General features: G+C 62.1%; 16 protein-coding genes. 8 read left to right on the forward strand and 8 right to left on the reverse strand.

Annotated features, from left to right (window positions below; all coding sequences use genetic code 11):
• Positions 1-3: 3 nt before the first annotated feature.
• The 4 genes from SINAC_RS33485 (at position 4) to SINAC_RS41625 (ending at position 3,930) form a co-directional block, all read left to right on the forward strand.
• The gene (locus SINAC_RS33485) at positions 4-2,154 is read left to right on the forward strand and encodes a xanthine dehydrogenase family protein molybdopterin-binding subunit (protein WP_015249968.1); all 2,151 of its coding nucleotides are present in this window, start codon (positions 4-6) and stop codon (positions 2,152-2,154) included.
• Positions 2,155-2,157: 3 nt separating this feature from the next.
• Complete coding sequence (locus SINAC_RS33490; RefSeq protein ID WP_015249969.1) at positions 2,158-3,150, forward strand: FAD binding domain-containing protein; 993 nt, start codon at positions 2,158-2,160, stop codon at positions 3,148-3,150.
• A gap of 6 nt (positions 3,151-3,156) precedes the next feature.
• Complete coding sequence (locus tag SINAC_RS33495) at positions 3,157-3,393, forward strand: hypothetical protein (RefSeq protein ID WP_015249970.1); 237 nt, start codon at positions 3,157-3,159, stop codon at positions 3,391-3,393.
• Between the two features lie 408 nt (positions 3,394-3,801).
• Positions 3,802-3,930 (forward strand): hypothetical protein, encoded by a 129-nt coding sequence (locus SINAC_RS41625; RefSeq protein ID WP_015249971.1) that lies wholly within the window; start codon positions 3,802-3,804, stop codon positions 3,928-3,930.
• Positions 3,931-4,093: 163 nt separating this feature from the next.
• Here the strand turns inward: SINAC_RS41625 and SINAC_RS33500 are convergent, their stop codons facing one another.
• Positions 4,094-5,761 carry a hypothetical protein gene (locus SINAC_RS33500; protein WP_015249972.1) on the reverse strand — a complete coding sequence of 556 codons (1,668 nt, stop codon included), beginning with the start codon at positions 5,759-5,761 and terminating at the stop codon, positions 4,094-4,096.
• Positions 5,762-5,833: 72 nt separating this feature from the next.
• Positions 5,834-7,858 (reverse strand): ATP-dependent helicase, encoded by a 2,025-nt coding sequence (locus SINAC_RS33505; protein WP_015249973.1) that lies wholly within the window; start codon positions 7,856-7,858, stop codon positions 5,834-5,836.
• Between the two features lie 495 nt (positions 7,859-8,353).
• Between SINAC_RS33505 and rho the strand changes: the two genes are divergently transcribed.
• Positions 8,354-9,544, forward strand: a complete 1,191-nt coding sequence (gene rho, locus SINAC_RS33510) for a transcription termination factor Rho (protein ID WP_081578327.1) — start codon at positions 8,354-8,356, stop codon at positions 9,542-9,544.
• Positions 9,545-10,260: 716 nt separating this feature from the next.
• On the forward strand, positions 10,261-11,310 hold the full coding sequence (locus SINAC_RS33515; RefSeq protein ID WP_015249975.1) for a DUF1559 domain-containing protein: 1,050 nt from the start codon (positions 10,261-10,263) through the stop codon (positions 11,308-11,310).
• A 240-nt stretch (positions 11,311-11,550) separates the two neighbouring features.
• Here SINAC_RS33515 and SINAC_RS33520 read toward each other — a convergent pair whose 3' ends face one another.
• Both SINAC_RS33520 and SINAC_RS33525 read right to left on the reverse strand, forming a co-directional pair.
• Positions 11,551-11,949, reverse strand: coding sequence for a hypothetical protein (locus tag SINAC_RS33520; RefSeq protein WP_015249976.1), 399 nt, complete (start codon positions 11,947-11,949; stop codon positions 11,551-11,553).
• Between the two features lie 157 nt (positions 11,950-12,106).
• Complete coding sequence (locus SINAC_RS33525; RefSeq protein WP_020466495.1) at positions 12,107-12,721, reverse strand: 3-keto-disaccharide hydrolase; 615 nt, start codon at positions 12,719-12,721, stop codon at positions 12,107-12,109.
• 1,646 nt (positions 12,722-14,367) lie between these two features.
• Between SINAC_RS33525 and SINAC_RS42185 the strand changes: the two genes are divergently transcribed.
• Positions 14,368-15,135, forward strand: coding sequence for a formylglycine-generating enzyme family protein (locus SINAC_RS42185; RefSeq protein ID WP_408021523.1), 768 nt, complete (start codon positions 14,368-14,370; stop codon positions 15,133-15,135).
• Between the two features lie 120 nt (positions 15,136-15,255).
• Here SINAC_RS42185 and SINAC_RS33535 read toward each other — a convergent pair whose 3' ends face one another.
• From SINAC_RS33535 to SINAC_RS33550, 4 genes are all read right to left on the reverse strand, one after another.
• On the reverse strand, positions 15,256-18,177 hold the full coding sequence (locus SINAC_RS33535) for a zinc-dependent metalloprotease (protein ID WP_015249979.1): 2,922 nt from the start codon (positions 18,175-18,177) through the stop codon (positions 15,256-15,258).
• A gap of 234 nt (positions 18,178-18,411) precedes the next feature.
• Positions 18,412-19,446, reverse strand: a complete 1,035-nt coding sequence (locus SINAC_RS33540; RefSeq protein ID WP_015249980.1) for an NAD-dependent epimerase/dehydratase family protein — start codon at positions 19,444-19,446, stop codon at positions 18,412-18,414.
• A gap of 223 nt (positions 19,447-19,669) precedes the next feature.
• Positions 19,670-22,330: a YfbK domain-containing protein gene (locus tag SINAC_RS33545; protein ID WP_015249981.1), complete on the reverse strand. Its 2,661-nt coding sequence runs from the start codon at positions 22,328-22,330 to the stop codon at positions 19,670-19,672.
• Positions 22,331-22,341: 11 nt separating this feature from the next.
• Entirely contained in the window at positions 22,342-22,881 is a 540-nt protein-coding gene (locus SINAC_RS33550; protein ID WP_015249982.1) for an RNA polymerase sigma factor, read from the reverse strand.
• Positions 22,882-23,335: 454 nt separating this feature from the next.
• Between SINAC_RS33550 and SINAC_RS33555 the strand changes: the two genes are divergently transcribed.
• Positions 23,336-25,405, forward strand: a complete 2,070-nt coding sequence (locus SINAC_RS33555; RefSeq protein WP_015249983.1) for an efflux RND transporter periplasmic adaptor subunit — start codon at positions 23,336-23,338, stop codon at positions 25,403-25,405.
• The last annotated feature ends 19 nt before the right edge of the window (positions 25,406-25,424 follow it).

Genomic DNA, 25,424 nt, shown 5'->3' on the forward strand with positions numbered 1-25,424 from the left:
CCGATGGCGAGTTGGCCCGAGAATCCGCGACTGATCAATACTCGTATCCCCCGGCTCGATGGCATGGCCAAGGCGTCGGGCAAAGCCAAATACCCCTCCGACATCCATCCCCAGGGGATGCTCTTCGGCACAATCCTCTACAGCCCCTACGCCAATGCCACGATCGTCTCGATCGACACGTCGGCCGCCGAGAAGCTGCCGGGCGTGAAGGCTGTGCACGTGATTACCGGGGCGGGTAAGAAAGTTCAGTACCATGGCGACGACATCGCCGCCGTGGCCGCCGAGACCGAGGAGCAGGCCCGCGACGCGGCCCGCGCCATCAAGGTCGAGTATGAGATCCTCCCCCACGTCGTCACCGAAGCCCAGTCGATGGCCCCGGGGGCACCTGAGATCGTCAAAGGGGGGAACACCCGGAAGGCCCGCGCCATCACCCGGGGGAAACCCGACGAGGCGATGAAGACGGCCGACGTGACCATCGAGGCCACCTACTCACTGCCGGTGATCACCCACGTCTGCCTCGAGACCCACGGGCTGACCGCCAAGTGGGAGAGCGAGGACAAGCTCGTCGCCTGGGCGAGCACGCAGAGCGTCCGCACCGTGGCCGGTGAGCTCGCAGGCAAGTTCAACGTTCCCACATCGAACGTCACCGTCCTGACCGAGGTGATGGGGGGCGGCTTCGGCTCCAAATTCGGGGCCGACGTCTGGGGGTTGGTCGCCGCCGAGCTCTCGCAGAAGGCGGGGGGCCGTCCGGTCCGGATGTTCCTCGACCGGATCCAGGAACACCTGGCGGCCGGCAATCGTCCGAGCGCCTCCGGCCACGTGGTGCTGGGTGCGACCAAGGACGGCAAAATCGTCTCCCTGATCGCCGAAACGTATGGGACCGGGGGGCTCGGGGGCGGATCGCAATTCCCGTTCCCTTATATCTACGAGGTTCCGAATAGCTCCCGCGCACACACCGAAGTCTTCGTCAACGCCGGCAAGGTCCGAGCCATGCGGGCTCCCGGCCATCCCCAGGGCTGCTCGATCATGGAAGCGGCCATGGACGACCTGGCCGACAAGTTGGGGATCGACCCGCTCGAATTCCGGCTCAAGAATCTCCCCGACGATCAGAAGCCGGACCTCAAGCCGGTCTACGAGGCCGAGGTCAAGATGGGGGCCGACCTCATCGGCTGGAGCAACCGCAAGCCGCGCGGGACCAACGGCAAAGGGCCGATCAAGCGTGGCCTCGGGATGGCCTTGCACACCTGGGGCGGTCGCGGCGTGGCCGGCAACCAAGTGAGTTGCACGATCAGCCCCGACGGCTCGGTCGAGGTCAAGAGTGCCACGCAAGACATCGGCACCGGCGCCCGGACCGTGCTGGCGATCATCGCCGCCGAGGTGCTCGGCCTGGAAGTGACCGACATTCATTCGAATATCGGCAACTCGACATTCCCACCAGGGCAAGGCTCAGGGGGATCGACGACCACCCCGTCCATGAGCCCGCCGACCTATCAGGCCGCGATCAAGGCCCGCGACGCCCTCTTCGCCAAGCTCGCCCCTACACTCGGCGCCACCCCCGAAGACCTTTCGCTGGCCGGCGGCAAGCTGCTGGTCAAGGGCGAGGTCAAAATGACCTGGAAGGACGCCTGCCGCAAGCTCGGCATGATGCCCATCTCGGTCATCGGCGAGTTCGACCAGACCCTCGCCTCGCAAGGCGTCGGTGGCTGCCAATTCGCGGATGTGTCGGTCGACATTGAAACCGGCGTGGTCCGGATCAACAAGATCGTCGCGATCCAGGACACCGGCCTGGTCATCGACAAGCAGACCTGGGAGAGCCAGGTCTACGGCGGCGTGATCGGCGGCCTCAATTACGGGCTCTTCGAGGAGCGCGTGATGGACCCGACCACCGGCGTCATGCTCAACCCCGACATGGAAATGTACAAGATCGCCGGCGCCTCCGACATTCCGGAAATCATCGTACGGTGCTACGAGCCGGACGATCAAAAGAAACGCGGCGTCATCGGCGTGGGCGAGCCCCCCACGGTCTCGACGGCCGCCGCCATTGCCAACGCCGTGACCAATGCCATCGGCGTCCGTGTCGCCGAATGGCCGATGTCCCCCCGGAATGTGCTCAACGCCCTGGCCATGAAGTCTTCAAAGAATGGGGAGGCGTGACCGATGAATGCCTTTGATTACGCCGCCCCCGCGAGCATCGAGGACGCCGTCAAGCTCCTCGCCACTCCCAAGAGTGAAGCGCTCTCGGGCGGCACCGACCTGCTCTGCCGCTTGAAAGACTATGTGTCCGACCCTGCGCGCGTCGTCTACCTCAAAGACGTGAAGGCGCTGGCGGGCATCTCGGGCAACGCAACCAGCAACGGCCTGACCCTGGGCGCGGGGACCCTGCTCGCCGACGTCCTGGCTCACAAGGGCCTCCGCGAGGCTTACCCTGCCCTCTGGCAGGCCACGCTCGAAGTCGGCACCCCGCAAATTCGCAACATGGCCTCGGTCGGCGGCAACCTCCTTCAGCGCCCGCGCTGCTGGTACTTCCGCGCGGGCAACGGCCTGCTCGCCCTCAAGGATGGCAAGAGCCTGGTCCGCGAGGGAGACAACCGCCACCACGCCATCTTCCTGACCGATGGCGACGCCCTCTTCGTCAACCCGTCGAGCCTCGCCGCCCCGTTGATCGCCCTCGGAGCCCAGGCGACGATCGTCGGACCCAAGGGAGAACGAACGGTCAAGGTCGAGGACTTGTATCAGGTCCCCAAGAAGGAAGAGGACCGGGAATTGACGGTCGCTCCCGGCGAAGTACTCACCAAGGTCACCATCCCGGCGGCCAAGGGGAAGAATGCCTCGTACGAGGCGAGGCAGAAGCAGGCGCACGACTGGCCATTGGTGCTTGCCTCGGTCCATCTCACCCTGGACGGCGACAAGGTCTCCAAGGCCCGCGTGATCCTCGCAGGGGTCGCGCCAATCCCCTATCGCAGCGAGGAGGCCGAGAAGGCGATCGCGGGCAAGGCGATTACGTTGGAGACCGCCGACGCCGCCGGTGCGGCCGCGGTCGCCTCGGCCAAGCCGTTGTCGATGAATGACTACAAGGTCATCCTTACCAAAACCGCAGTCAAGCGTGCCCTGCTCGCCGCGTCCGGGAACCGGTACTGGGAGGAGGTCTGAACCACCATGTCCGACGGCGATCCGAACGAACTGCCGGTTGTGGAATCGTCTGTCCCTTGCCGCCACCTGCGGAATAAAGGGATGTACGTCTACACCGACGTCGTCGAAAACGACTCGCACCCCGACTATGACAACACCATCTTCTGGTGCCTGCAAACGATGAAGGGATTCGGGCCCGACGATGATTTCGTCGAGCGGGCCGAATGCCGCAACCCCACCCGGTCTTGCTACGAACCGATGTGACGTGAAGTCCGCTCGGCTTGACTCGAATTCATCCCAGCCCCGAGGGAACGGTTGTCACTCGCTGACCTCCGCTCCCTTGGGGCTGATGGTTTGATCCCCGGCGGGTGGGCCGACATGACGATTCCCAACGGCCAAGCCGGTCGTCCTCCGATAATGGCGATTCCCATCGGAATGAATACAGCCGAGCCATGACGGTTCGGCCTCAGAATGGAACCGCTAGATCGCCTCCCCAGACGACCAATCGGCAAAACGAAACAAAATCTCGCTCTCGCCAATAATTTTTGGCAATTCCCTCTTGAATCAAGATCGACTTTGCGACCATCCTAATGTTGAGTCGTTGGCCACAGTAAGTGGCACGGCTTCTACATATCGGTTCCCGTCACTTCCTCGAGTAGGGAGAGAACTGCCATGGGCGACAAGGCACCGAAAGACAAGAACAAGCAGAAGAAGATCGACGACAAGAAGAAAGGCGCATCGGCCAAGTCGGCAGGGGCTCCTGCTCCCGCCCCCATTACGGCAAAATCGGCCAAGAAGTGACGACTCAACGGGTCTTGTGAGTGGCGTCTCGCCCGCTGAAGTCAGGCGAGACGTGCTCAGAGATCCGTCAATCGCTGGACCCGCTACGGCGGAGTCGGCCAAATCGTCACAGCGGACCTGATTGGCGTGATGCGTCTTGCCCCGCCCACTGAGGCGAGACGCGTCACGCTTCCATCGACCGAGACGTTCGTCTCGGATCGATCCCCAGTCGGAGGTTGTCCTGCGCCGTTTTCAGGCTCCGCGTGCTCAACGCGACCGTGAACGGATGGCTGGGGACGGAATGTTGCGCGTCGGAGAGCTGCCAGGCCAACGCCAATGCCGATTGGCCCAGGTGCTCACGGCCGGCGGCCTGCCAGAATGAGGCCATCCAGTAGAGCATCCGACGGTAAAGCTCAAGCTGACCGAACAGCCGGTGCTCGAACAGGAAGCGATAGGCGCCTGCATCCCGCTTGGGATCGGGCAGAGTCTCCCCCCCCTCACGAAGCGCAATTTCCTCGGCCATTTCATAGGTCAAGGGCGAAGCGTCGAGCCAGTTCGGACAGGCATCGAGCACGGCCTGGGCTCGGTCGGACATTTCGTCGAAGGGAACGACGGCGGGATCCCACCCCGGGAACGGCGCGGGAAACGGAAGCGCACGGAAGCCGGGAGGCATCGTGGCTTCAAGCCAGTAGCGGAGCGTGGGGGTCGTCGATCGTCCGCAAAGCAAGACGCTCCCGCCCAGAAGCCGGAGGGCCAGCTCAGGCACGTCCTCGACCACTTCGAGATCGGTCTGCTCGACGAGCTGCTCGAACAGGCCGGCCTCGCTCGGCGAATTGAGGTCGGCCTGACCGACCACGTCACAGACGCCCTGGGTCACGTCGCAGACAAAGGCCGCAGCGGCAAGTGAACCTCTCCGATACGAGGCGAGCACGATCGTACCACGGCCTCGGCCGTCAAGGCCGGTGACCAGCGACCGGACAATGCTCGACTCGGTCTGAATCGCGTGTGGCGCCTCCACAACGGCGGGAACGTCAACCTTGGACCGGCTCGCCAGCCAGGCCTGGGCCCGGGCGACAACCTCGGCGTCGGGATGGTCGGCGGCGATCGACTCCCAGACCGTGACCAGGTGATCGTGGTTCTCACCCGGCTGGGACAAGGCGTCGAGCGCAGCGGCCCGAGTCGGCGGATCGTGAGCGAAGCAGAGGAGCCGGAGGAATTCCGCCAGCCCCGGCCCGATCGGTCCTTGGGCCAAGCCCTCAATAATCTGGGGGCGAATCTCGGGTTCCACGGCCCCGAGGCCCTGGAGCGCCAGCCAGGTCCCCTCAGGGTCTCCTTCCAGTTGCTCGGCCAGTTGCTCGAGCGATCCTTCCTCGTCCAGCAGTTCCTCGAGTTCCTCCGCGCGCGCGACGAGTTCAGGGAACTCGTCGAGAAGCTCCGCCCCTTCAAGCAGCGTCACCACTTCCCAGGTTCGCTCAGGGGAAAGTTGAGGCTGCGCGACCAAGGCCGCCCCCAGCTCACGGAGCAAATCCGGGGTCGCGTGAGCCTCAATAATCCGAAGGATGACCTCGCCCTCGGTCCCGCTGAGGTTGGCCATTCGGGCGCGAGCGGCGGCGATCAGGCGGTCGGCCGGCACCCGTTCGATCAATCGATCCAACTGTTCATCACGCTGGCGTTCGGTCCACTCAGGGTGGTTGCGGAACGCCTCGAGGAGCGCTTCGGGAGTCTCATCGTCCGATGAGGTCAAGTGGTCGGGCGGCTGCGGGTCCATGCGCGCTCCGGTGAGCTTGGCCAGGATTATTATCGGCCTATTAAGCTGCCAGACCGGCCCTTGCACGACAAGGTGAATCGGCACCGGTTCCTCAACAGTGAACCGGCCTCAGGACCGATCAGATCCATCGCATTATTGATTCCGAACGGGTTCTTTTCAGTCTTGGTCCGGCCGCGACCAGCCGACGTCGAACTCGGTCTCCAGGACAACCGGTTCGTACAGGCTCGGGTCGATCTCGGTCAGGAACCGGCTCGGCGTGGCGACAACGCTGGGGCCTCGTCCGCCCCGCGAGATCAAGAGGGGGTAGGTCAGGTAGAGCTCATCCATGGCGCGGGTGACTGCAACGTAGAAGATCCGGCGTTCCTCATCCTCGCCCCCCGGCTCTCCCAGGGCCCGGTAATTCGGGAAGCTGTCCTCGATCAGGCGGGGAACGAAAACACGTGACCACTCCAACCCTTTGGCCTGGTGGATCGTGCTCAGGACCAGGATTTCGGCCGGGCTATCCCCCTCGGCGAGCGTGTCCATGCCGTAAACATCACCCGCCAGCAGAAGCTCGGCGATCAAGCGTTCGAGACTCTCGTAACGCGCGGCGAGCACGCCGAGTTGCTCGATGTCGGCGATCCGGTTGTCGGGGCGGTCGTACTTGACGCGGAGCGTCGCGGGATATCCCCCTTCGAGCAGTGCCCCAATCGCCGCAGCGGGGTTGGTCTCCGGGCCCGACGCCCTGATCTTGTTCAGGTCGGCCACCAGGCCGGCGAAAAATCCCTTACTTTTTGCCGGCACCAGCGCCATCGTCGCGGCCGTTGCAAGCAATGCCAAGGGGTCCGCCGCCCGCGCGAGATGCTCGCAGATCGCGGCCGCCTTGACCTGACCGATCCCCGGCAAGAGGAGGAGCACCCGCCGCCAGGCCGCATCATCACGTGGGTTGACCAGGATCCGAAAATAGGAGAGGGCATCCTTGATGTGGGCCTGCTCGAAGAATCTCAACCCACTCCGGACCGTGTACTGGATGCCTCGTGCGACAAGCTCGGCCTGAAGGAGAATACTGTCGTGGTGGTTGCGATAAAGCACCGCCATCCGGTTCAAGGCCACGCCCTGCTCGTGACACTCGAGGATCTGCTGGCAGAGAAATTCCGCCTCTTCGTAAGCGTCGGCCGTGGGGACCGCGATCGGCCGCACCCCCGCCGAGCGGGCCGAGACCAGGGTCTTGGGAAAGCCGGAGAGGTTATGGGCGATCGACGCGTTGGTGAAGGCGACGATCTCGGGGGTCGACCGATAATTCACCTCGAGTTGAAACAACCTCGCTCCCGGATGGCGGTCCGGAAACTTGAGGATGTTGTCGTAGTTCGCCCCCCGGAACCGGTAGATCGACTGCGCATCGTCGCCCACGGCGGTCAGGTTGCCAGCACCGGCCCGTGCGATCGCCTCGACCAGGGCGACCTGCACGATGTTCGTGTCCTGCATCTCATCGATGAGGATGTGGTGGAACATCCTCCCTTGCGCGGCGAGCTGGTCGGGAAACTCGCGGATCAGGCGCCCCCACTGCCCGAGCAGGTCGTCGTAGTCCATCGAATTGGCCGCGCGTTTGCGGCTCGCGTAGGCTTCGGCCGCCTTCTCGAGCTGCGGCCGCCACGACTCGAGGTCGGGATGGCGCTCGGCGAGGACCTCGGCGAGCGGACGGCCGACGTTGAAGACAAAGCTCAGGAGGTGCTGCACCAAAGCCGGCTTCGGGGCCATCTTCCCGGTCCCGAACAGGCCGGCGTCGTCCATCGCCAGGCGAATCAGGTCGAGCTGATCCTCACTATCGAGAATCGTGAAGTTCGCCCCATACCCCAGCATCGAGGCCGCACGCCGGAGAATTCGATTGCCGACGTGATGAAACGTCCCGGCCCAGACCCGCGACGCATTGGGGCCGATCAGCGACTCAAGGCGACCGACCATCTCCCGCGCAGCGCGGCGGGTGAACGTGACCAGGAGGATCGATTCGGCGGGCACCCCTTTGGCGATCAAGTAGGCAACACGATAGGTGATTACCCGCGTCTTGCCCGAGCCGGGGCCGGCCAGAATCAGGTTCGCGCCATCGGGGGCGAAGGCCGCCAATCGCTGCGATTCGTTGAGATCGCGGCCGAAGCGCTCGGTGAGCCGGGCATCGGCGACCTTCTTGAGCTGAATTTTCCGCATGCAAGTCCCGGCTGATCATCCCTCGAGGATGAGAGGGCATTTCTGGATCGTTTTCATTTTCTCAAAGGGACTCCATTATACGACGACCCGATCCCCTGAAAACCAGTCTCTCATCTACGGGCGGCATGACCTCCCCCAAATCCGGAGCAACAAGCGGTCCCACGTCGCCGGCACCCCTCTCCGGCCGACCCCCTGGCTCGAGTTCAAGTGTCGTAAACGGCGACGATACGGTTTATTCTCGCGGTTTCGGCATGGACGACAAGGCCTCTGCCTTGTATGTTTGATAGCCGAGACGAATCCTTTCCGTGCCTTGCAGGGTGAAGACCTGAGGGAACGTTTCATCCTGCCACCACCTCTCCTGGGTTTTGTCTCAGCAGATCCTCCCTCCGCCCGAGCGACGGCCGGAACATCGGAGAGGATCTCCTGACCGAGAGGTTTCTTCGTCCTCGTTTCGATTTCCACCCGGTCGATTGCCCGCGTCTTTCGTCGTGCCGAATGGCACGGCACCCGCCACCGTTGAATCGGTTGCCTCCCCAATTACTCCGAGCGACTGCCATGAGCACGGCCGAACAATCCTGTTCCGGTGTCCTGGAGATGCACCCCAAGGGGTACGGCTTCCTCCGAGACCCCGCGCGGAATTACAAGGTGGGGACGAACGACGTTTACGTTGGCTCCCCCCTGCTGGCCAAGTTCCATCTCCGCCAAGGGGTCCGGCTGACCGGTCGGGTCGAAGGGCCGGCCAAGCGGGGCGAAGCCCTCCGCCTTGCCGAACTCACGGAAATCGAGGGTCGAACGCCCGACCAGTATCTCGGACTTCGCGGCTTCGACGACCTAACCGCGATCGACCCGCACGACCGAATTCACTTGGAGGTTGGCCCCGAGCCACTCGGGATGCGCGTGATGGACCTGCTCACGCCCATTGGCAAAGGCCAGCGCGGCTTGATCGTCGCCCCGCCGCGCACGGGGAAAACCATCCTTCTGCAACAACTAGCCGCCTCGGTCACCAAAAATCACCCTGAGCTCAACCTCTTCGTCCTGCTGATCGACGAGCGGCCCGAAGAAGTGACCGATATGCGCCGGACCATCCAGGGGGAGGTCATTGCCTCGTCCTCGGACCACTCCACCGAGGAGCACATCCGGCTCGCCCAGTTGACGGTCGATCGTGCCAAACGGATCGCCGAGACGGGGGGGCAAGTCCTGATCCTCCTTGACAGCCTGACTCGCCTCGCCCGGGCTTATAACAAGAGCTCGAACTCGGGCCGAACCATGTCGGGCGGGATGGACATCAAGGCGATGGACGTCCCCAAACGGCTCTTCGGTGCCGCGCGCACGTTCGACGAAGGCGGCTCGCTCACCGTCCTGGCCACCGCGCTCATCGACACCGGCAGCCGGATGGACGAGCTCATCTTCCAAGAGTTCAAGGGGACGGGCAACATGGAGGTCGTCCTCGACCGCCGCCTGGCCGACCGTCGCGTCTGGCCGGCCATCGACATCCAGCAGTCGGGCACCCGCAAGGAAGAGCGTCTCCTCGACGCAGAGACTCTCGGCCGCGTCAATCTGCTCCGCCGCAGCCTCTCGGAGCTCAAACCCACCGAAGCCATGGAATCGCTCGTCAGGCAGATGGCCAAGTTCCCCACCAACAAAGCCTTCCTCGAACGAATCGGCCAGTTCCAGAAAGATCATTGACGTCCACCCAAGCGATCGCAGCCATCAGTCCATCCCCTCCAACCTCCACGACACGACACGGCACGTCGCGTTGCCTGTGGTCTTGCCAGAGCCCCTTTGAGTGGCTTGCAGGACTTGGGTGCCAATGCCACCACGGGTTGTACTCAACCCATGAGCCAAAAATCAGGGCTTCCGCCCACACGGTTGAGTACAACCTGTGGCACCCGGCAGCTTTGATCTGGCCCTGGTAACCCATGAGAAAACCAAAGAAAACCGCGACCAACAAGTCCTGCATCCCCATCAAGCACTGGCGCCCAAGCAACCTGCTCATAACCACATGCGGAATTTCCATTGGTTCAGCGAAACCTCTGGAATAGCAACAATCGCTCGGATCTTGCCAAACAAAATACTCCAGGGCCACTTTTTTTACTTGACCAATGGCCCTGGTTTTCGTGATGCTCGCAAGTGACATTTCCTGCAATACGCAAGCTGATCACAGGTTATCAAGATAGGGGAGCAGCAAGCTAATCCTTTAAGGATTAGGTCCTGATCCCAGCGTTTGACGTGCGCTGCGACCGTTGATGCCATTCATTCCGATTCTTCGAGATTCAAAAGTCCCCCAACGTGCAGACATCAGCGCCGACGAAGTGGCAAACCTCGGCGTCCGAGTCCGTTCGCTGCCCGGTTTGACCAGGTTGGCTGTCGTTCTCATCACTTTTCAAAAGGGGAGCCAAAGCATGGTACGTACGCACCGTCGCGGGTTCACACTCATTGAATTGTTGGTGGTGATCGCGATCATCGCGGTCCTGATCGCTCTCTTACTCCCCGCTGTTCAGGCAGCGCGCGAGGCTGCCCGCCGAGCTCAGTGCGTGAATAACCTGAAGCAGATCGGGATTGCTCTGCACAACTATCACTCTTCGCACGACTCGATGCCGTGGGGAGACGGGCCGGACGAGTGGAACCAGTGGTCTTCGGCAGCGCTCTTATTGCCCTACATTGAACAGTCGTCGCTTCATAACGCCATCAATTTCAGCTACGGACTCCAAAACTGGAATTTGCCCTATAATACAACGACCCATCGCACGCAAATTTCTTCACTACTCTGCCCATCTGATATTGACCGGCTGACGAACGCCGACGCCCACAGCAACTACTCGGGCAACGCCGGGACGGCCCCGGCCACCTTCTACGATTGGGACAACACCGGCGCCTTCGATGGTCTGTTCACATGGTCCGGCAATCCTCCCAAGGGAGGAAGCTACAAGAAGACACAAACGGTCGCCGGGTTCCGCGACATCATCGACGGTACAAGCAATACCGCCGCGTTCAGCGAGAAGGTCAAAGGGATCGGCACATACTCAACCGAACGCGTCGCAGACGCCCTGCGGCCCCCTGCGGTTTACGCCCTGATCTCCAAACCCACGGGTGCCGATCTCCTCAATCCACAGACGGTTTACAACCAGTGCAAATCGCTCAATCCTGCATCCCCCGGTACGCCACAAAACCAGAACAGCCTCTACCCCAATGGAGCGCTCTGGTACAACGGCTGCCCTTCCAATTCGCGTTATAACCACGTCATGACGCCGAACACCTGGAGCTGCACCTACAATGGCCGCTGGGGTGATATGGGCGGGGCAGTTACGGCCACCAGCCGGCACCCGGGCGTAGCCACCGTCTTGTTTGCCGACGGTTCCGTCAAGGCAATCAAGAGTTCGATCAATCCCGCGACCTGGTGGGCCCTGGGAACCCGCGCCGGCGGCGAAGTCGTCTCGGCGGACGCATACTAATCGAATTCGGGGCCATTCGTGATTCTCCGGTCCACCGCACGCAACTCTCGACGCGTGCGGCGGACCGGAGAAATCAAGGACGTTTGGGTTTCCTTACTCGGAACCCGCGTAAAACAAGCCAAGGCATTCCCGCATGACACCCGAAAGATCAGCAAAAACTCCGGCGGGACTCACACCTATTAGCAGAACACCACACTCAGCAATTCATTAGCATCTGAATTTTCTATTGTTTTCCCAAAATCAGGGCTTGTTTGAGGAAGGAGGCAATTCGATATTGAATGAATTCTCGCCACGCTTCACAACATAAGGAATCATAAGATCCTGCAATTGGGGGTCGCGAGCCATCGCCGGGATCGCGAACGACACCCGGTTATCACCGACGAGGGTCTTGAGTGTGTAACTGCCGTCCGGGCCGATTTTGACCCTCCGTGCCGCTTCCATTTTCCGCTGGTAGTTTGAGGGGTCGAAGGCAATTTCGCCCTTCGTGACCGGCTCTCCTTTAAACTTGACAACCCCTTTGACAGTCGCTTCCTCCATCGAGCTGTCAACGGAAGGCTTACCGCCCCCATCACAGCCTGAGCCAATCGCAAGCAGTGCAAACGCGGAAAAATTGATGATCCTACGAGTGGAACGCATCATGATTGACTCCGTGAATGCTCAAATCTGAATAATCGCGACTTGCAAGTTTCAATGATTTAACTTCTCACAACGGACACATCGTTGCAACATCCACCTCACCTTCTCGCCCCCTCACCAATCCCCAACGGCCCGAGGGATTTCCCGGCCTGTTCCTTCCTTAGTGGTCCTTGAGTTTCTTGATCATGATCCCCCGAAACTGGATCGGGCCGGCTTCGCATTGCCAGCCGATGTGGCCGCTGTCGGGTGAGGCCCCGGTGCCCCGGTCAACCTCGATCCCATTGATCGTGGACGTGATTCGGCCCTCCTGGCAGATCACTTCGAGGTGGTTCCACTGACCGACCGGCTTGATCGCCTTCTTTTGAGCCTGGGCATTCTTGGCTCCCGTGAACTTGGATCCGAAAATCGCAAAGGTATGCCCTGAGTCGGCGTTCAAAAGCTGGACCTCGATCGACTTGGGCCAGACCTTGTGCGGCTTCTGGATGTGCAGAAGCAGACCACTGTTGCCATCGAACTTGGCATCATCGATCAGCCCCTCCGGCCGAGCATATTTCCAGTCGAATTTGAGCACATAATTTCGATAGATGTCCTTGGTGGCAAAGTAGCCGTTGGCTTTCCCCACCACCATGATTTCCCCATCGACGATTTTCAACGTCTCGGGGCCGATCCCGATCAGGTCAAACTGCGCCGGGTCGTCTCCCTGGATCAGCGCGACAAAGCCGTCATCGACCCCGGTCGACACTGAGGTCATGAGCGAGAAGAACGCCACCAGCATCCAAGAGCATCGTCGCATAAGAAGGGCCTTTCGCGATCAGCGAAACGATCGTTTCCGAATAGGGGAGCCTGGTCTGGGCGACTCAAAAACGAAGCAGGTCGTGTCATGCTGCTAACGAACCGGCGAGGTTGCCCCTCACTTCCGGTTCTACTTCCTCAATACGACCGGCCGCAAGATGCAGACGGCCGCGAACATCCGACATTCGTAAGAATCCTCAAATGGGGGGATTGATGTTCAAATTCAGCCTTATCTAAACTCAGGAAAAAAGGAGAGTCGAACCCAGCCACAGGCTCGACCTCATTCAAACGTGCTTCGTCGCGCTCGAGCGGAACGCCAAATGCAGCCAAGGATGCGAGGTTGTTCCTCTTGTCCGGGCCTTGGTGGGGCGATACTGTGATAGAAGTACGATCGAGACGCTATCGACTCATCTCGGTCCCCCCTGATTATTTTTCCAGGCTCGCTCATCACTTAGGAGCGATCGCATGGCTGAGTTCGAGCATCCCCGACCGAATCGACCGGATGATTCGAACGCCGACGATGAGGTCTATGGCCTGGCCGGCGACGATTCCGTCGACCCTGACGAAGCGAACGAGAATCTGAGCCCAGATCGGTCCAACGCGCTGGATGACCCGGGCGAGGAGTCTCGTTCTGGGACCGGTCGATCACGAACGCCCGGTGCCTCAGCGCCACCGCCTGCCCCTCTGCCTCGGCTCTGGAAGGTGGCTCCGGATCCCCAGGAGGTGAAACGGGCCAAGCGGAAAGACACCGCGCCGGTTCCCCCTGAGAAGGAGAGAGCAAGCGAGAAGCAATCCGCGAAAACGAGTTCCCGAGGGATCCGCACCGAGGGGAGTGAGATTGAGCGAACCGGCCGGGTCAGGAAGCCCAGCGACAAGGAAAAGGCCGCCAAGCCGGAGCCGAGGGAGCGGAAGGCCAATCACGAGTCAGACGCCACAGCCAAGAAGACCCTCGTCGAGGAAACACCGGCCTTCGACACCTACGAAGCGCGACAGCGCGTCCGGGTACTCATCGGAGGCGCACTGCTCGCAGTATTCGTGGTCTTCGGATTCATGACGATCCGCTCGTACCTGCCCAATTTCTCGACCGGAGACAACCCGGATTCCGAGCCCCCCGTCGCCGACGCTTCAGCTCCCGCACAGAACCCGCAAGGCCTCGAACAAGAAGCGACGAGCCTGCTCGAACGAGCGCGCGAGACCGCGAAGAAAGGGGACGCGAAGCTGGCGATCTCGCTCCTGGAGCGGGTCGTGGCCTCCTATCCGAGCACCAACGCGGCCAGAGAGGCGAGGGAAGCGTTGGGCCGTCCGGCGAAGAATCTGCCGCTCTTCATCGACCGGCCGGTCGTTGTGGCCAATCCCGCCGCAACGAAGCCGCTCGAGCCCAAGCCAGCACCCAAGGTGGTTGACGCAACGGCGCCGATGGCTCCGCAAGGGAATTCGGCCGAGGTCGGCATCGTCTACCCGGCGAACCCCGCGGAACCGACGCGAGGCGCGCAGGCCAACGCCCCCCAGGAGATCGCACCGCCACCGGTCGGTCGCCCTTTGCCCAAAGGGTTTCGCTCACGGCCGGGAACTCAAGCCCACGAGTCGGGATGGGCGTTGGAAATCGTCGGCGAGCGCGATGGTGCGCCGATGGTTTTAGTCCCCGGCGGCGAGTTCACGATGGGCAACGATGAAGGGGAAACGCCCGAACGGCCCGCGCATCGCGTATTCCTCTCCACCTATTACATTGATCAGCATGAGGTGAGCGTCCGCCAGTTCGACCTCTTCGAGAAGGAGATCGGCCGACGGACGGACCGTGTCCGGGCGCTGGCGCGCGAAACGACGATCGCCCCGACTTCCGCCGACAGCCCGGTCGTGATGGTCAACGCCAAAGAGGCGAAGGATTTCGCCACCTGGGCCGGCAAACGGCTTCCCACGGAAGCGCAGTGGGAGATGGCGGCCCGAGGCTCAGACGGTCGCCTCTATCCCTGGGGCAACGATCCGCTCGACTGGGCAAAGACGCGCAAAGCCCGGCAAATCGATCCCGTGATGACATACTCCGACGACGTCTCCCCCTTCGGCGCCTACGACATGGCCGGCAATGCCTGGGAATGGACCAAGGATTGGTACGACTCCCGCTACTTCGTGCTCGTCAAGAACCAGAAGCTCTCCGACCCGACCGGCCCAACCATCGTGCCACGGACCCTCCAACTCGCGGTCAAAGGGGGCTCGAAGAGCTGGACCGTAACCAAGCGTGAAGGCATGAAGTACGATCAGCGCCTCCCGTTCCTGGGCTTCCGTTGCGTCCTGGCCGTCGAGGGACCGGGCAATGCCTTCGAACCACCCCCCAAACCCACGACTCCAGGCGGAAGCACCCCGGGCTTGATCGACACCGGCGACGCCCCCCCGCCGTTCTGACAGAAACCATGTCCTGATTCTTTTCGGGCTCCCCATGAATTCGGCCCGGCCTTCACCATGTGAAGGCCGGGCCGATTCTGTTCAGGGCCGGTCAGACGGGTCGCCACGATGCGACGAGCGTCAGGGTTCGTTGGACTCGATCCCCGCGTCGAGGACTTTGCCGATCTTGTGCCGGCACTCCTCGAGATGGGCCCGGCTCGTGTCGTCGATCTTTACGCCCTCCTGGTCGAGCGCCTTGCCGATCCGATTGCTGATCTCCCTGAGATGGAGCCGGGCAAGACTGCGGGCATCAGCCGGAACCGAGCCGCCACCACCGGAAAAGCTAATGAAGACAAACATGTCCTCATAGGGGCTTCGCTGGCTGCCCAGAACCAAGGTGCAGAGTCGCCGCAGGTGCTCGCGTTGAAGGTTGCGACGGATCGTCGAAAGGGTCAATTCCTGGTCCTTCTTGCCCTCCCCCTTCTCGGCGGGTACGGCCAACTCCGACCAAACGCCTTGCGTCAGGACGCTAAAGACCTCGGCCATCTTGAGCGGCTCGCTCCCCGGGTCGGCCTCGAGCTCCTGGTTCTGGAGCCGGGAGAGGACACCGGAGTCGAAGCACTGGCTCAGGACGATCTTCTGGATGGCCAGAATCCGCTGGTTGACCGGGTAGTCGGCCTGGCCGCCCGAGGCCAGCGAGTCGTTGCCCCAGTGATACCAACGCTCGGCGGCCAGGCGGCGAAGGAGCGCCGGGGAGAACTTGAACGCCTTGTCGCTGAGGATCTGCTCGGTCACGAAAGTCAGGGCTTCACGCTGCTTGGCTCCCTTGACCGGGGTGACCGGGTCGCGTTCCCCTTTGGTCCCCTTGTGGTCACGCGAGACCGACTGCCCACCGACGTACGATGAGGCGAGGTGGGCCGCGTTACCCCACTGGTTGAGGAGCGTGCCGAAGGCGCTGCGGACTCGCGCCCAGGACTCACCGTCCTTGACCACCTTGCCGTCGAGATCCTTGAGCAGCTCCGAGGCAAGCGTGATCCGGTCCTTGGCGAACCGCAAGGTGTCCGACCCGAGGTCGTAGACATTCACCAGCGGATCGTTGGCGAGATACATATCCTCGTCGGTGGCGAAGACCAGGTCACCTTCGGGCGACCGGGCCGCGATCTTCTTCAACCCTTCCGCCTCGTCTCCATCAATATGCGAGTAGGCGTATTCGATCGCCCAGTAGTCATAGGGGCCGATCGTCGTCGTGACAAAATCGCCCTGCTTCTGTCCCTTGGGTGCGATGTTGATGGGGTTGTAGTCCATCACGCTCCCCGCCTGCCCCTTGACCCGGGTGACAGACGTGTCGTTCAACTGGTCGGCGGTGAGCATCGAGCTCGCCTTGAAGTTGTGCCGCAAGCCGAGCGAGTGGCCGACCTCGTGCATCACAACTTCCTTGATCAACTGCCCCAAGAGCTCGTCGGGGAGCTTGGCTTCCTCTTTTTCCTTGCTCTTTTCTTTATCTTTGTCTTTGTCTTTGTCATCCTTGTCTTTATCTTTAACCTTGTCATCAGCATTCGCGACGGCGGCCAGGCTGATGGCGGCCAGCCCCATCTCGTGGCGCATCCCGAGGCTGTACTGACAGGACGAGAACTGACCCGACATCTGCCGCTTCCTCAACTGCTTCTGGAGGCCGGACCACTCGGCCGGAACCGCCTCGGGAAGGTCGGTCCCCACGAGCGCGGAGCCAATTCCAGGGCGGCGGGACGGGAGGGTCACCGGCAGGCCGAAGCCCTGCTTGGCCGCCATCATCGGGCTGATCACCTGGCCGATATCCAGCGGTGCAGAGTGATCGCCATCAAGAGCAGCCGCCGGCAGGGAACCGGTCAGGAAGGCATACTCTTCTTTCCAGTAATGGATCCAACTGGCGTCGAAGATGACGTCGCCATCAATCATTTCGCCGCTCAAGGGATTCGCCCGCAAGCAGGACATGGCAAACGGCATGCTGGTGGTGATCCAGCGGAAGGTGCAGTAGTTGATATCCTCGGGATCAAAGTCGTCGCGACCGTCCTCTTGCCAGCGGACCGCCAATGCGTTGCTGATGCCGATCTTCTCGAACGCTTTGTTCCACTCCAAGATTCCCGCCTCGACGAACGGGCGGTACTCAAGCGGCACGGTGTCTTCCACGTACCAGATGAGCTGCTTCTTGGGAGGCGAGAGCTTGGCCTTGGGGTCCGACTTCTCGATCCTCCAGCGATTGATCTGCCGAACGAAATTCGTGTCCGGATCCTTCAGGCCGAAATCTTTCAGGGCGCTCAGGAAGTAACCGACACGGTTATCCGCGTAGCGCGGCTTATAGCCCGAGTCGGGTAGCTTCGCCAAGCTGTAGTGAATGACGATCGTTCGCCCCCGGCCGTCGGCCACGCCGTCGTCGCCACGCGACATTGAACGGCCGAAGCTGGCGAAGGTCGCCTCGACCTCAAGCTCAACGTTATTCGGAAACCCCTTGATCTTGTGCCAGCGGGTCCGGCTCCGATCAATCGAGCCGAAGCCGAGCTGGGCAAAGTCGGAGAAGAAGATATCGGAGAGGTCGACCACGACGCTCTGGCCCGAATGGTTGAGGCTGACGATTGGCAAAGCCATCAAGATCGAGTCGGTGTAGTTCTGCTTGACCGCCTTGTCCAGCGGGGTCCCGGCGGGGGCCTTGTAGTGAATGTTGCGGCGGATGAGCTGAACCTTGTCGCCAACCCGCTTGAAGACGAGGACCCACTCGTCCCCGAAATTCAAAGGCTGGCCGGCCATCGCCATCCCGCGCGCAATCGCGATCGGCGCAAGCATCGGCTGATTGAACTGGTTCGGCTTGATCTCGGCGTAGAGGTGATCGTCCTTGTGGTGGAGCGTGAGGAAGCCGTCGATTTTCTCGGCCCCCTTGGTGACTTCGGCGAAGTCGCGAAACTTCTTCTCCGAATCGTCGCTCTTCATCGAGCCGGTTGACTTCGGTTTCTCGTCGTCGGCCCGGAGGCCACTGAATCCGGCCGTCACGGCGAGCGCCGTGATCCAACCCATCGCCCAATACCGTTTCATGCGGTGCCCCTCGCAAGGTTCAAGACGGGTCTGGGAAACCTGGCGTCGGCCAGGCTAAGACCACTCCGACCGCCTCGATCGATGCCTCAGCGCACCGATTCCAGACGTCCGCAATCATCGCCCGACCCGCACATTTTCATGATGACCAAAGCGAAAGGGACCGGCAAGGGGCCGGGGGAATGAATTCGGATTCATAAAACCGGAAAACCAGGCAATATGCCAAAGAAAAACAGATTAAGCGAGCTGCGAGACTTCTGCGGCAGCCACTTCCTGGCCGAGATACCACTGGACCGACCGCTCGATGCTCTCACGGTATGTCAGTGAGGGTTCCCAGCCGAGCCGGGTCCGGGCCTTCTCGGTGCTGTATTCGAGCTCGCGCCCCATCAGCCAGGTCGCATAGCGCGTGATGAGCGGAGGACGCGGACGCCGGGTCAGACGGCCATGAGCTTCGAGCAGGAAGGCGGCGGAGTAGACCGCGCGATAGGGAACGCGCTTGACGACCCGGGGGGCAGAGCAAGCCTCGGCGAAGAGGTTGAGAAACTCGCGCTGGGTGATCCGGCCTTGATTGGTGATGTTGTAGGCTTCGCCGGCCGACGCGGGGTCTTGGGCGGCGAGAATGGCGGCGTCGGCCACGATCCCGGCGTACACGGCGCTGAGCGGGTTGTCGCCTCGGCCGATCATCGGCACCTTCCCCTGCCGCAGCCGATCGACGAGTCGGGCGACCGTGGTCCGGTCACGCTCGCCGTAGAGCCAGCTTGGGCGAATCACCGTCACCGCCAGCCGGCCCGACTCGGCCAACTGCCAGAGGATCTGTTCGCACTCGACCTTGCTCCGGGTATACGGGTCCCAGACCCAGACGTTCTGCCCCATGGCCGCCGACTCGTCGATCGGCTCGACTTGGTCGTGGGGATGCCCATAGGCACTCGTGGAGCTGATATGGAGGAAGCGGCCGACTCCCGCCGTGCTTGCGGCGGCGGCCAGGTTCCGGGTCGCGTCAATGCAGTCGGTCTGAAATTGGGACCAGCGGCCCCAATCTCCCACCTTAGCGGCGGCATGGTAAACGACCTCGACCCCCTGCGTGGCACGAGCACAGGCGGCAGGGTCGGTCAGATTGCCACGGACAATCTCGACCCCTAGCGACTCCAGGAACGCCGTGGCACTTCCCGCGCGGACCAAGGCCCGAACCCGCCGGCCCCGCGAGACAAGCTGCTCGGCAATGTGGCTCCCCAGGAGACCCGTTCCTCCCGTTACCAGGTCACTGTCAGCCACTCGGGTCCCTTCCCTTTCCACAACATCGACAAGTTCCGGCTCCTCGCAAACCTATCATGATGACGAGGGTCACTCCATTCTACAACGCTCCCCGGTCCAAGGAGTGAGCGTTCCCAACGTCACGTGCCCCCACCTGACCAAGCCTGGCCCGATCCTGCGCAAAGCCTCGCCGTTCCGGCGGTCAAGCCGCCGGAACGGCGAGGCAACCTGAGCGAAACAGACCTCAGTGGGAGAGTTCTTGGGCCTTCTTGACCAGGCCGAGGAACTCGGCTCGGTAGCCCGAAGGATCCTTCCCCAGCGCGGCGGTGGCCAACTCGACCACTCCAGGGTAGGTCAGAGTTCCCCGATGCGGTGAATCCCGCAGCAGCATCCCGAAGCCCGCCACGGCACCGGCGAACTTGAAGTCGTCGGAGGCCCGTGCGTACTCGGTCCCCTCATCCTTGACAAAATATTCGAGGAGTTGACTCTGATCTTCGTCGGGACGCTTGAAGCGGAGTTTCACCAGCAGGAGTTCATTTCGCGGCTCCTTCGGTTTCTCCGTTTTCTGAAACACGAGCGGATCCACCACCGGACCATTCTTGTCCGTCCCTGTGGGGACGAGTTCATAGAGGGCCGTGACGTGGTGCCCTGCGCCGATCTCGCCGGCATCCTTGCGGTCATCGTTGAAATCTTCCTTCTGCAGGAGCCGGTCTTCGTAACCGATCAGCCGGTAGGCGTCGACCTTGGCGGGGTTGAACTCCACCTGGATCTTGACGTCCTTGGCGATGGTCACCAAGGTCGCCCCCATCTCCTGGACGAGGACCTTCTCGGCCTCCTTCGGTCCGTCGATGTAGGCGTAGTGCCCGTTGCCCTTGTCGGCGAGCTTTTCAAGCGTAGCGTCCTTGAGGTTCCCCATGCCGAAGCCGAGCACGCTCAAGAAGACACCGCTTTTCGCCTTCGCCTGGATCAACTGCGTCAGCTGCCCCCCCTGGGTCAACTCCGCCAAATTGGTTAGCGGAGCCAACCGGTCGGCATCGATGATCCCCACATTGAAGTCACCGTCGGTGGCAAGGATGACTCGGTTCGTTCCTCCTTTGATGAAATTCTCGGTGGCCGTGTCATAAGCAAGCTGGATGCCGGCCCCGCCGTTGGTCGAACCCCCTGCCCTTAACTGGGCGATCGAGGAGAGGATCTGCGCCTTGTGGAGACAAGAGGTCGAGCGCAAGTGCAGCCCCGAGGCACCCGCGTAGACGACGATCGCCACCCGGTCGTTCTCGCCGAGTTGCTCGACCAAAGTCTGTAGCGACGACTGCAAGAGGGGGAGCTTGTTGGGGTGATCCATCGAGCCGGAGACGTCGATCAGAAAGACCAGGTTGCTCGGCGGGCGCTTGTCCTGGTCGATCGGCCGCCCCTTGATGCCGATCCGGGCGAGCCGATGCTTGGCGTTCCACGGGCAGCCGGCGACCTCGACCCGGACCGAGAACGGGTCTTTGCTCGAGGCGGACGGCGGTGGGTCGTCATACGGAAAATAGTTCAGGAGCTCTTCGATCCGGACCGCGTTCTTGGGGGGCATAACCCCTTGCCCGAGAAAGCGACGCACATTCGCATAGCTCGCTGTGTCCACGTCGATCGAGAACGTCGAAAGCGACTCGGCAGCCACCTGGATGAACGGGTTGTCCACCACACGAGCGTAAACTTCCGCGTTGGCCGGCTCAGCGACGGGCTGAGGATTCGGTTCGACTTCGTGCAACCTTCGTTTGAGCATGCGGCGAGTGTCCGCACTTCCCGAACTGTCCGACTCGGGGGTTGATACCAAACGGTTAGCATCCTGGGCTTCGCCCCTGATCGGCATGGCACCCAGTCCCGCCTTATCACGAATCGCTCCGTTCTGGAAACTCATCTCAATGTTCTTGGTTTGTTTGCGCCCCTCTGCCAGAGACTCTTTCTCGAAGTGTGGCGTGGATTGGGGGTCCCCCTGCTGATTCTTGATGGGCAGATCGTTGGACACGGCCTGCCCATCTTGCACGACGACGGCTTGATACAGATTAATCGCATCGGAAGCCGCTGCCGAGGGCTTGACCGCGGGGGCGGCGGGAGCACCCCGAGAAAGCTCCATGCCCACGATCCCAGGTTCACGAGGAAACACCTTTTTGGAGTCCTGCTCCGCAGACAAGGCGGGAAGAGCCCCGCCGCCTGCGCCAGGCCCAGAGGGACCGTCGCCTTGAGAGCGAGCCCGAGGCGAAGACGCGGCCGGTGTCTGCCGGTCTTTGAACGAGGATCCCAACGGAGCCGCTTCACTTTCCTTGCTGGCGAGAGCGTCAATCTCGAAATCAGGGTTCCGGAGGACTCTTTTTGTTTTGCGCAGTTCGGACAGATTGTTGAGTGAAAAATTCGCGGTCTTCGATTCCATGCCCGGTGCCAATGCCGTCGTGTCCGAGCCGATCCCACCACTGGATAAGTCCAATGCGCCATTCCAACCGAGGGGAACGTTGGCCGTGGGAACTGGGTCCGGCGTGGCGGGTGGATCCGGCGTACGCTCGGCCTGCATCGTCAGCGTAATCCGTTCCTTATCCCCGGTCGGGCGGCTCGCGAGCCAGGCGGCGATCGTGATACCACCGAGCAGGCAGGCCGCAACGGCGAGAGAGATCCACCGGAGGCGCGCTCGTGGCGTCGGCTTCGGCAAAAGGCCGAATTCGATCGCCTGCCGGTGTTCGGCCGCGAGACCGGGGCTGAGCTCACGCTGAAATTGATCCGTGAGCAGTTGAGCGGTCTCGCGAATTTCCGCAATAAACTGGAGAGCGGGGGGATTCTCGGCAAGGAGGGCTTCGATTTCCGTCCGCTCCGAGCCGTCGAGTTCGCCCAACGCGTAGGCGGTCAGCCGGGGATCACTGGCATCAAATGTCATGACGGACTCCTTCACGAAGTGGCTTCGACCGGCTGGCCGTCGAGCAGTTGGTTGCGGAGGGATTTCAGACCGACATGCAGCAAGTAGCCGACGTTGGTCACGCTGTGGCCGCTGATTCGACTGATCTCCTGGTAGGAGAACCCGTTTTGAAACTTGAGACGGATGACCTCACGCTGGTTGGGAGGCAACGTCTCGACAAGGTCGAGAACCCGTGCGGCCGACTCGCGGTGTTCCGCGACGTCTGGGGGACTGGGGTCGGCACTGGCGCGGTGATGAACCTGCTCGTCGCTCAAGCGAGTCATGCGACTCTCCTTCCTCAGGACGTCCAGGGCGCGGTTGCGGCAGACCGTGAAGAGCCACTCGGCAAGTCGCGAGTCGATCGCCGCGCAATCCTGGACACACAGGCGGAGGAACGTTTCCTGAACGACGTCGCGCGCCGCGTCGGCATCCCCCAACAGACGCGTCGCGTAGAGCGTCAGGGGCGCCTCGAAGCGGGCGACGGCGGCACGGACCCAGGGTCCATTGTCTGCGGGACTTGGCTGGCCAGGCATCGGCACGCTCGGACTGGGACGGTTTCCGTACACCCCTTGAGAACGCACGACGGCAAAATTTCTTAGAAAGGAGAATTCACTTTATCCCCAGCAGTCACGTTCTTGGAATGAGGGCACACCGCCACTCAAGAGACCACCGCGACAACCGGGAAATGTCAGAGGGAGCGGAAGGCAGGGAGCGATCCGCTCCCCGCCCGCCTGAAAATATGGGATTCGCATGAGCCATTTCGAGCGATCCCACGTATACCGAGAGGCACGGATTCGGCACGGAAAACCAGGTGTCCACTTGACGAAAAAAAAATCTCAGGAAGGTTTCCCGGCTCGCCGTCCCGTTGCCTGTGTGCCGCATGCGCCGCGAGCGGAACGATATCCGATTGGCTGAGCATCGTTGAGCCAGGCGCGGCAATTGGCGACTCGATGATTCGGACTCTGGCGTTCAAAACCGGGACCCACCATGCCGGAAGAAACGATTGATCCTGGTCTGCTTGAGCAGACAAAGAACCAGATCCGCAAGCTGGTGGCCGAGATCGCCGATCTCGCCGAGTCGGACATCCAACCGCCTGAGTTCTACGTCGAGTTCCTCAACCGTGCCGTTGCGGCGGTCGCGGCCTCGGGCGGAGCATTCTGGCTGCTGGATGGTAAAGGCAGCATCAAGCTGCAACACCAGCTCGAGTTCCGGCTTACGGGACTCCTTGATGGCCGAGTCCGGACACAACCCCACGATGCGCTCTTGGGTTGCATGATCCAGGCCTCGCAGCCACAAATCATCCCGCCGGGGGCGACGATCGAAGGGCAGCCGAATGCCGGCAACCCGACCCCGTTCACCCTGATCATCGCGCCCTTGATGGTCGATCGACAGGTCGTCGGCCTGATCGAGATCCTGATGGATCCGACCCGGCGCGCGGCCACCCAGAAAAGCACGCTGCGATTCGTCAGCGACCTCTGCGACCTCGCGGGCAACTACCTCAAGAACCGACAGATGCGACAGATGATGTCGCAGCAACGGCTCTGGAACCAGCTCGAAGGGTTCACGCACCAGATTCACGGCTCGCTCGACCTGAAGGAGACCGCTTACGCGATCGCCAACGACGGCAAACGGCTCGTCGGCTGCGACCGCTTCAGCGTCGCCGCCAAGATCGGCGGCCGGGTCATGGTCGAGGCGGTCAGCGGCCAGGAGGTCGTCGAGCAACGGGCCAACCTGATCCGCGAGCTGACCCGGCTCTGCAAGGTCGTCATCCGGTCGGGTGAAGACCTGATTTATACGGGGAACACCGACGGGTTTGCCCCTGATATCCGCGACGCGCTCGAACTCTACGTCGACGAGTCGGGGTCGAAGGCCGTCATCGTCACCCTGCTGCATAAGCCCGAAACCGATCAAAGCAAGGAAAAGGTCCCGTTCGGCTGCCTGGTCGCCGAGCAGATCGGCGACGAGATGGCGCCGACCGATGCACATGCCCGGACCGAAGTCGTCTCGCGGCACGCTTCCACCGCGCTCTGGAACGCGCAGGAGCACGACAAGATCTTCCTCTTGCCGATGCTCAAGCTGATGGGATCGCCCTGGCGGTTCTTCCGTGGCCGCACCCTGGCCAAAATCATCGGCGTCCTGGTCGCGGTCGTCGGCTTGATCGCCGTCCTCACGTTCGTCCCCTGGAAGCTGACGATCGAAGGTCGAGGCTCACTCCTCCCCGAAGAGCGGCGCATCACCTACGCACCGACTTCCGGCATCGTGGTCGAGGTGCCCGTCGAGCACTCTCAGGTCGTCCACAAGGGGGACCTCCTCGTCCGGCTCGAGAGCAAGGAGCTGGAACGTCGGCTCAAGGAGCTCATGGCCGAGAAGCAGAAGGCTGAGAGCGACGTTCTCTTCCTCGGCCACCAGGCGCAGAAGGCTGTCACGGCCCCCGACGCCGAAAAATACCAGATCCAGGCCCAGCGTTCAGCGGCCACGATCACGGCCAAGTCCGCCCAGGAGCAGATCGAAAGCATCAACGAACAGCTTGAGGAGATGAAAGTCCGGTCGCCTCAAGACGGGATCGTCACCTCCTGGGAAGTTCGCAAGAACCTGCTCGGTCGTCCGGTGGAGATCGGCCAGGAACTGATCGCGGTCGCCTCCACCGTGGGCGACTGGGTCCTTGAGGTCGAAGTACCCGACGATGACATGGGTCCGGTCCTCGACGCCCAGAGCCGGCTCGAAGAAGAGATCAAGCAAGGCAAGAAGCCGGTCGGCTCGCGGCTGCAAGCCTACTTCGTCACGGCCACCGACCCCGAGCACCGCTACCCCGGCTACGTCCTGCGGGTCGGGTCGAAGGCGGAACTCGTCGAGACCAAGCATGTGGTCAAGGTGACCGTCGGGTTCACCCGCGAGGTCCAGAAAGACTTCCTCTCACGAAACCAGGCCCTCCGTCCGGGAGCCGAGGTCCGGGCTCGAATTGATTGCGGTAAGGCACGGCTCGCGTACGTCATGCTTCGCGACGTCGTCCACGTCTTCTACGAGACCGTCCTGTTCCGCTGGCCGTTCCTGCGTTGAGGCCCTCCGCAGAAGGGGG

It is taken from the genome of Singulisphaera acidiphila DSM 18658, from assembly GCF_000242455.2.
In the GTDB taxonomy this organism is placed as follows: domain Bacteria; phylum Planctomycetota; class Planctomycetia; order Isosphaerales; family Isosphaeraceae; genus Singulisphaera; species Singulisphaera acidiphila.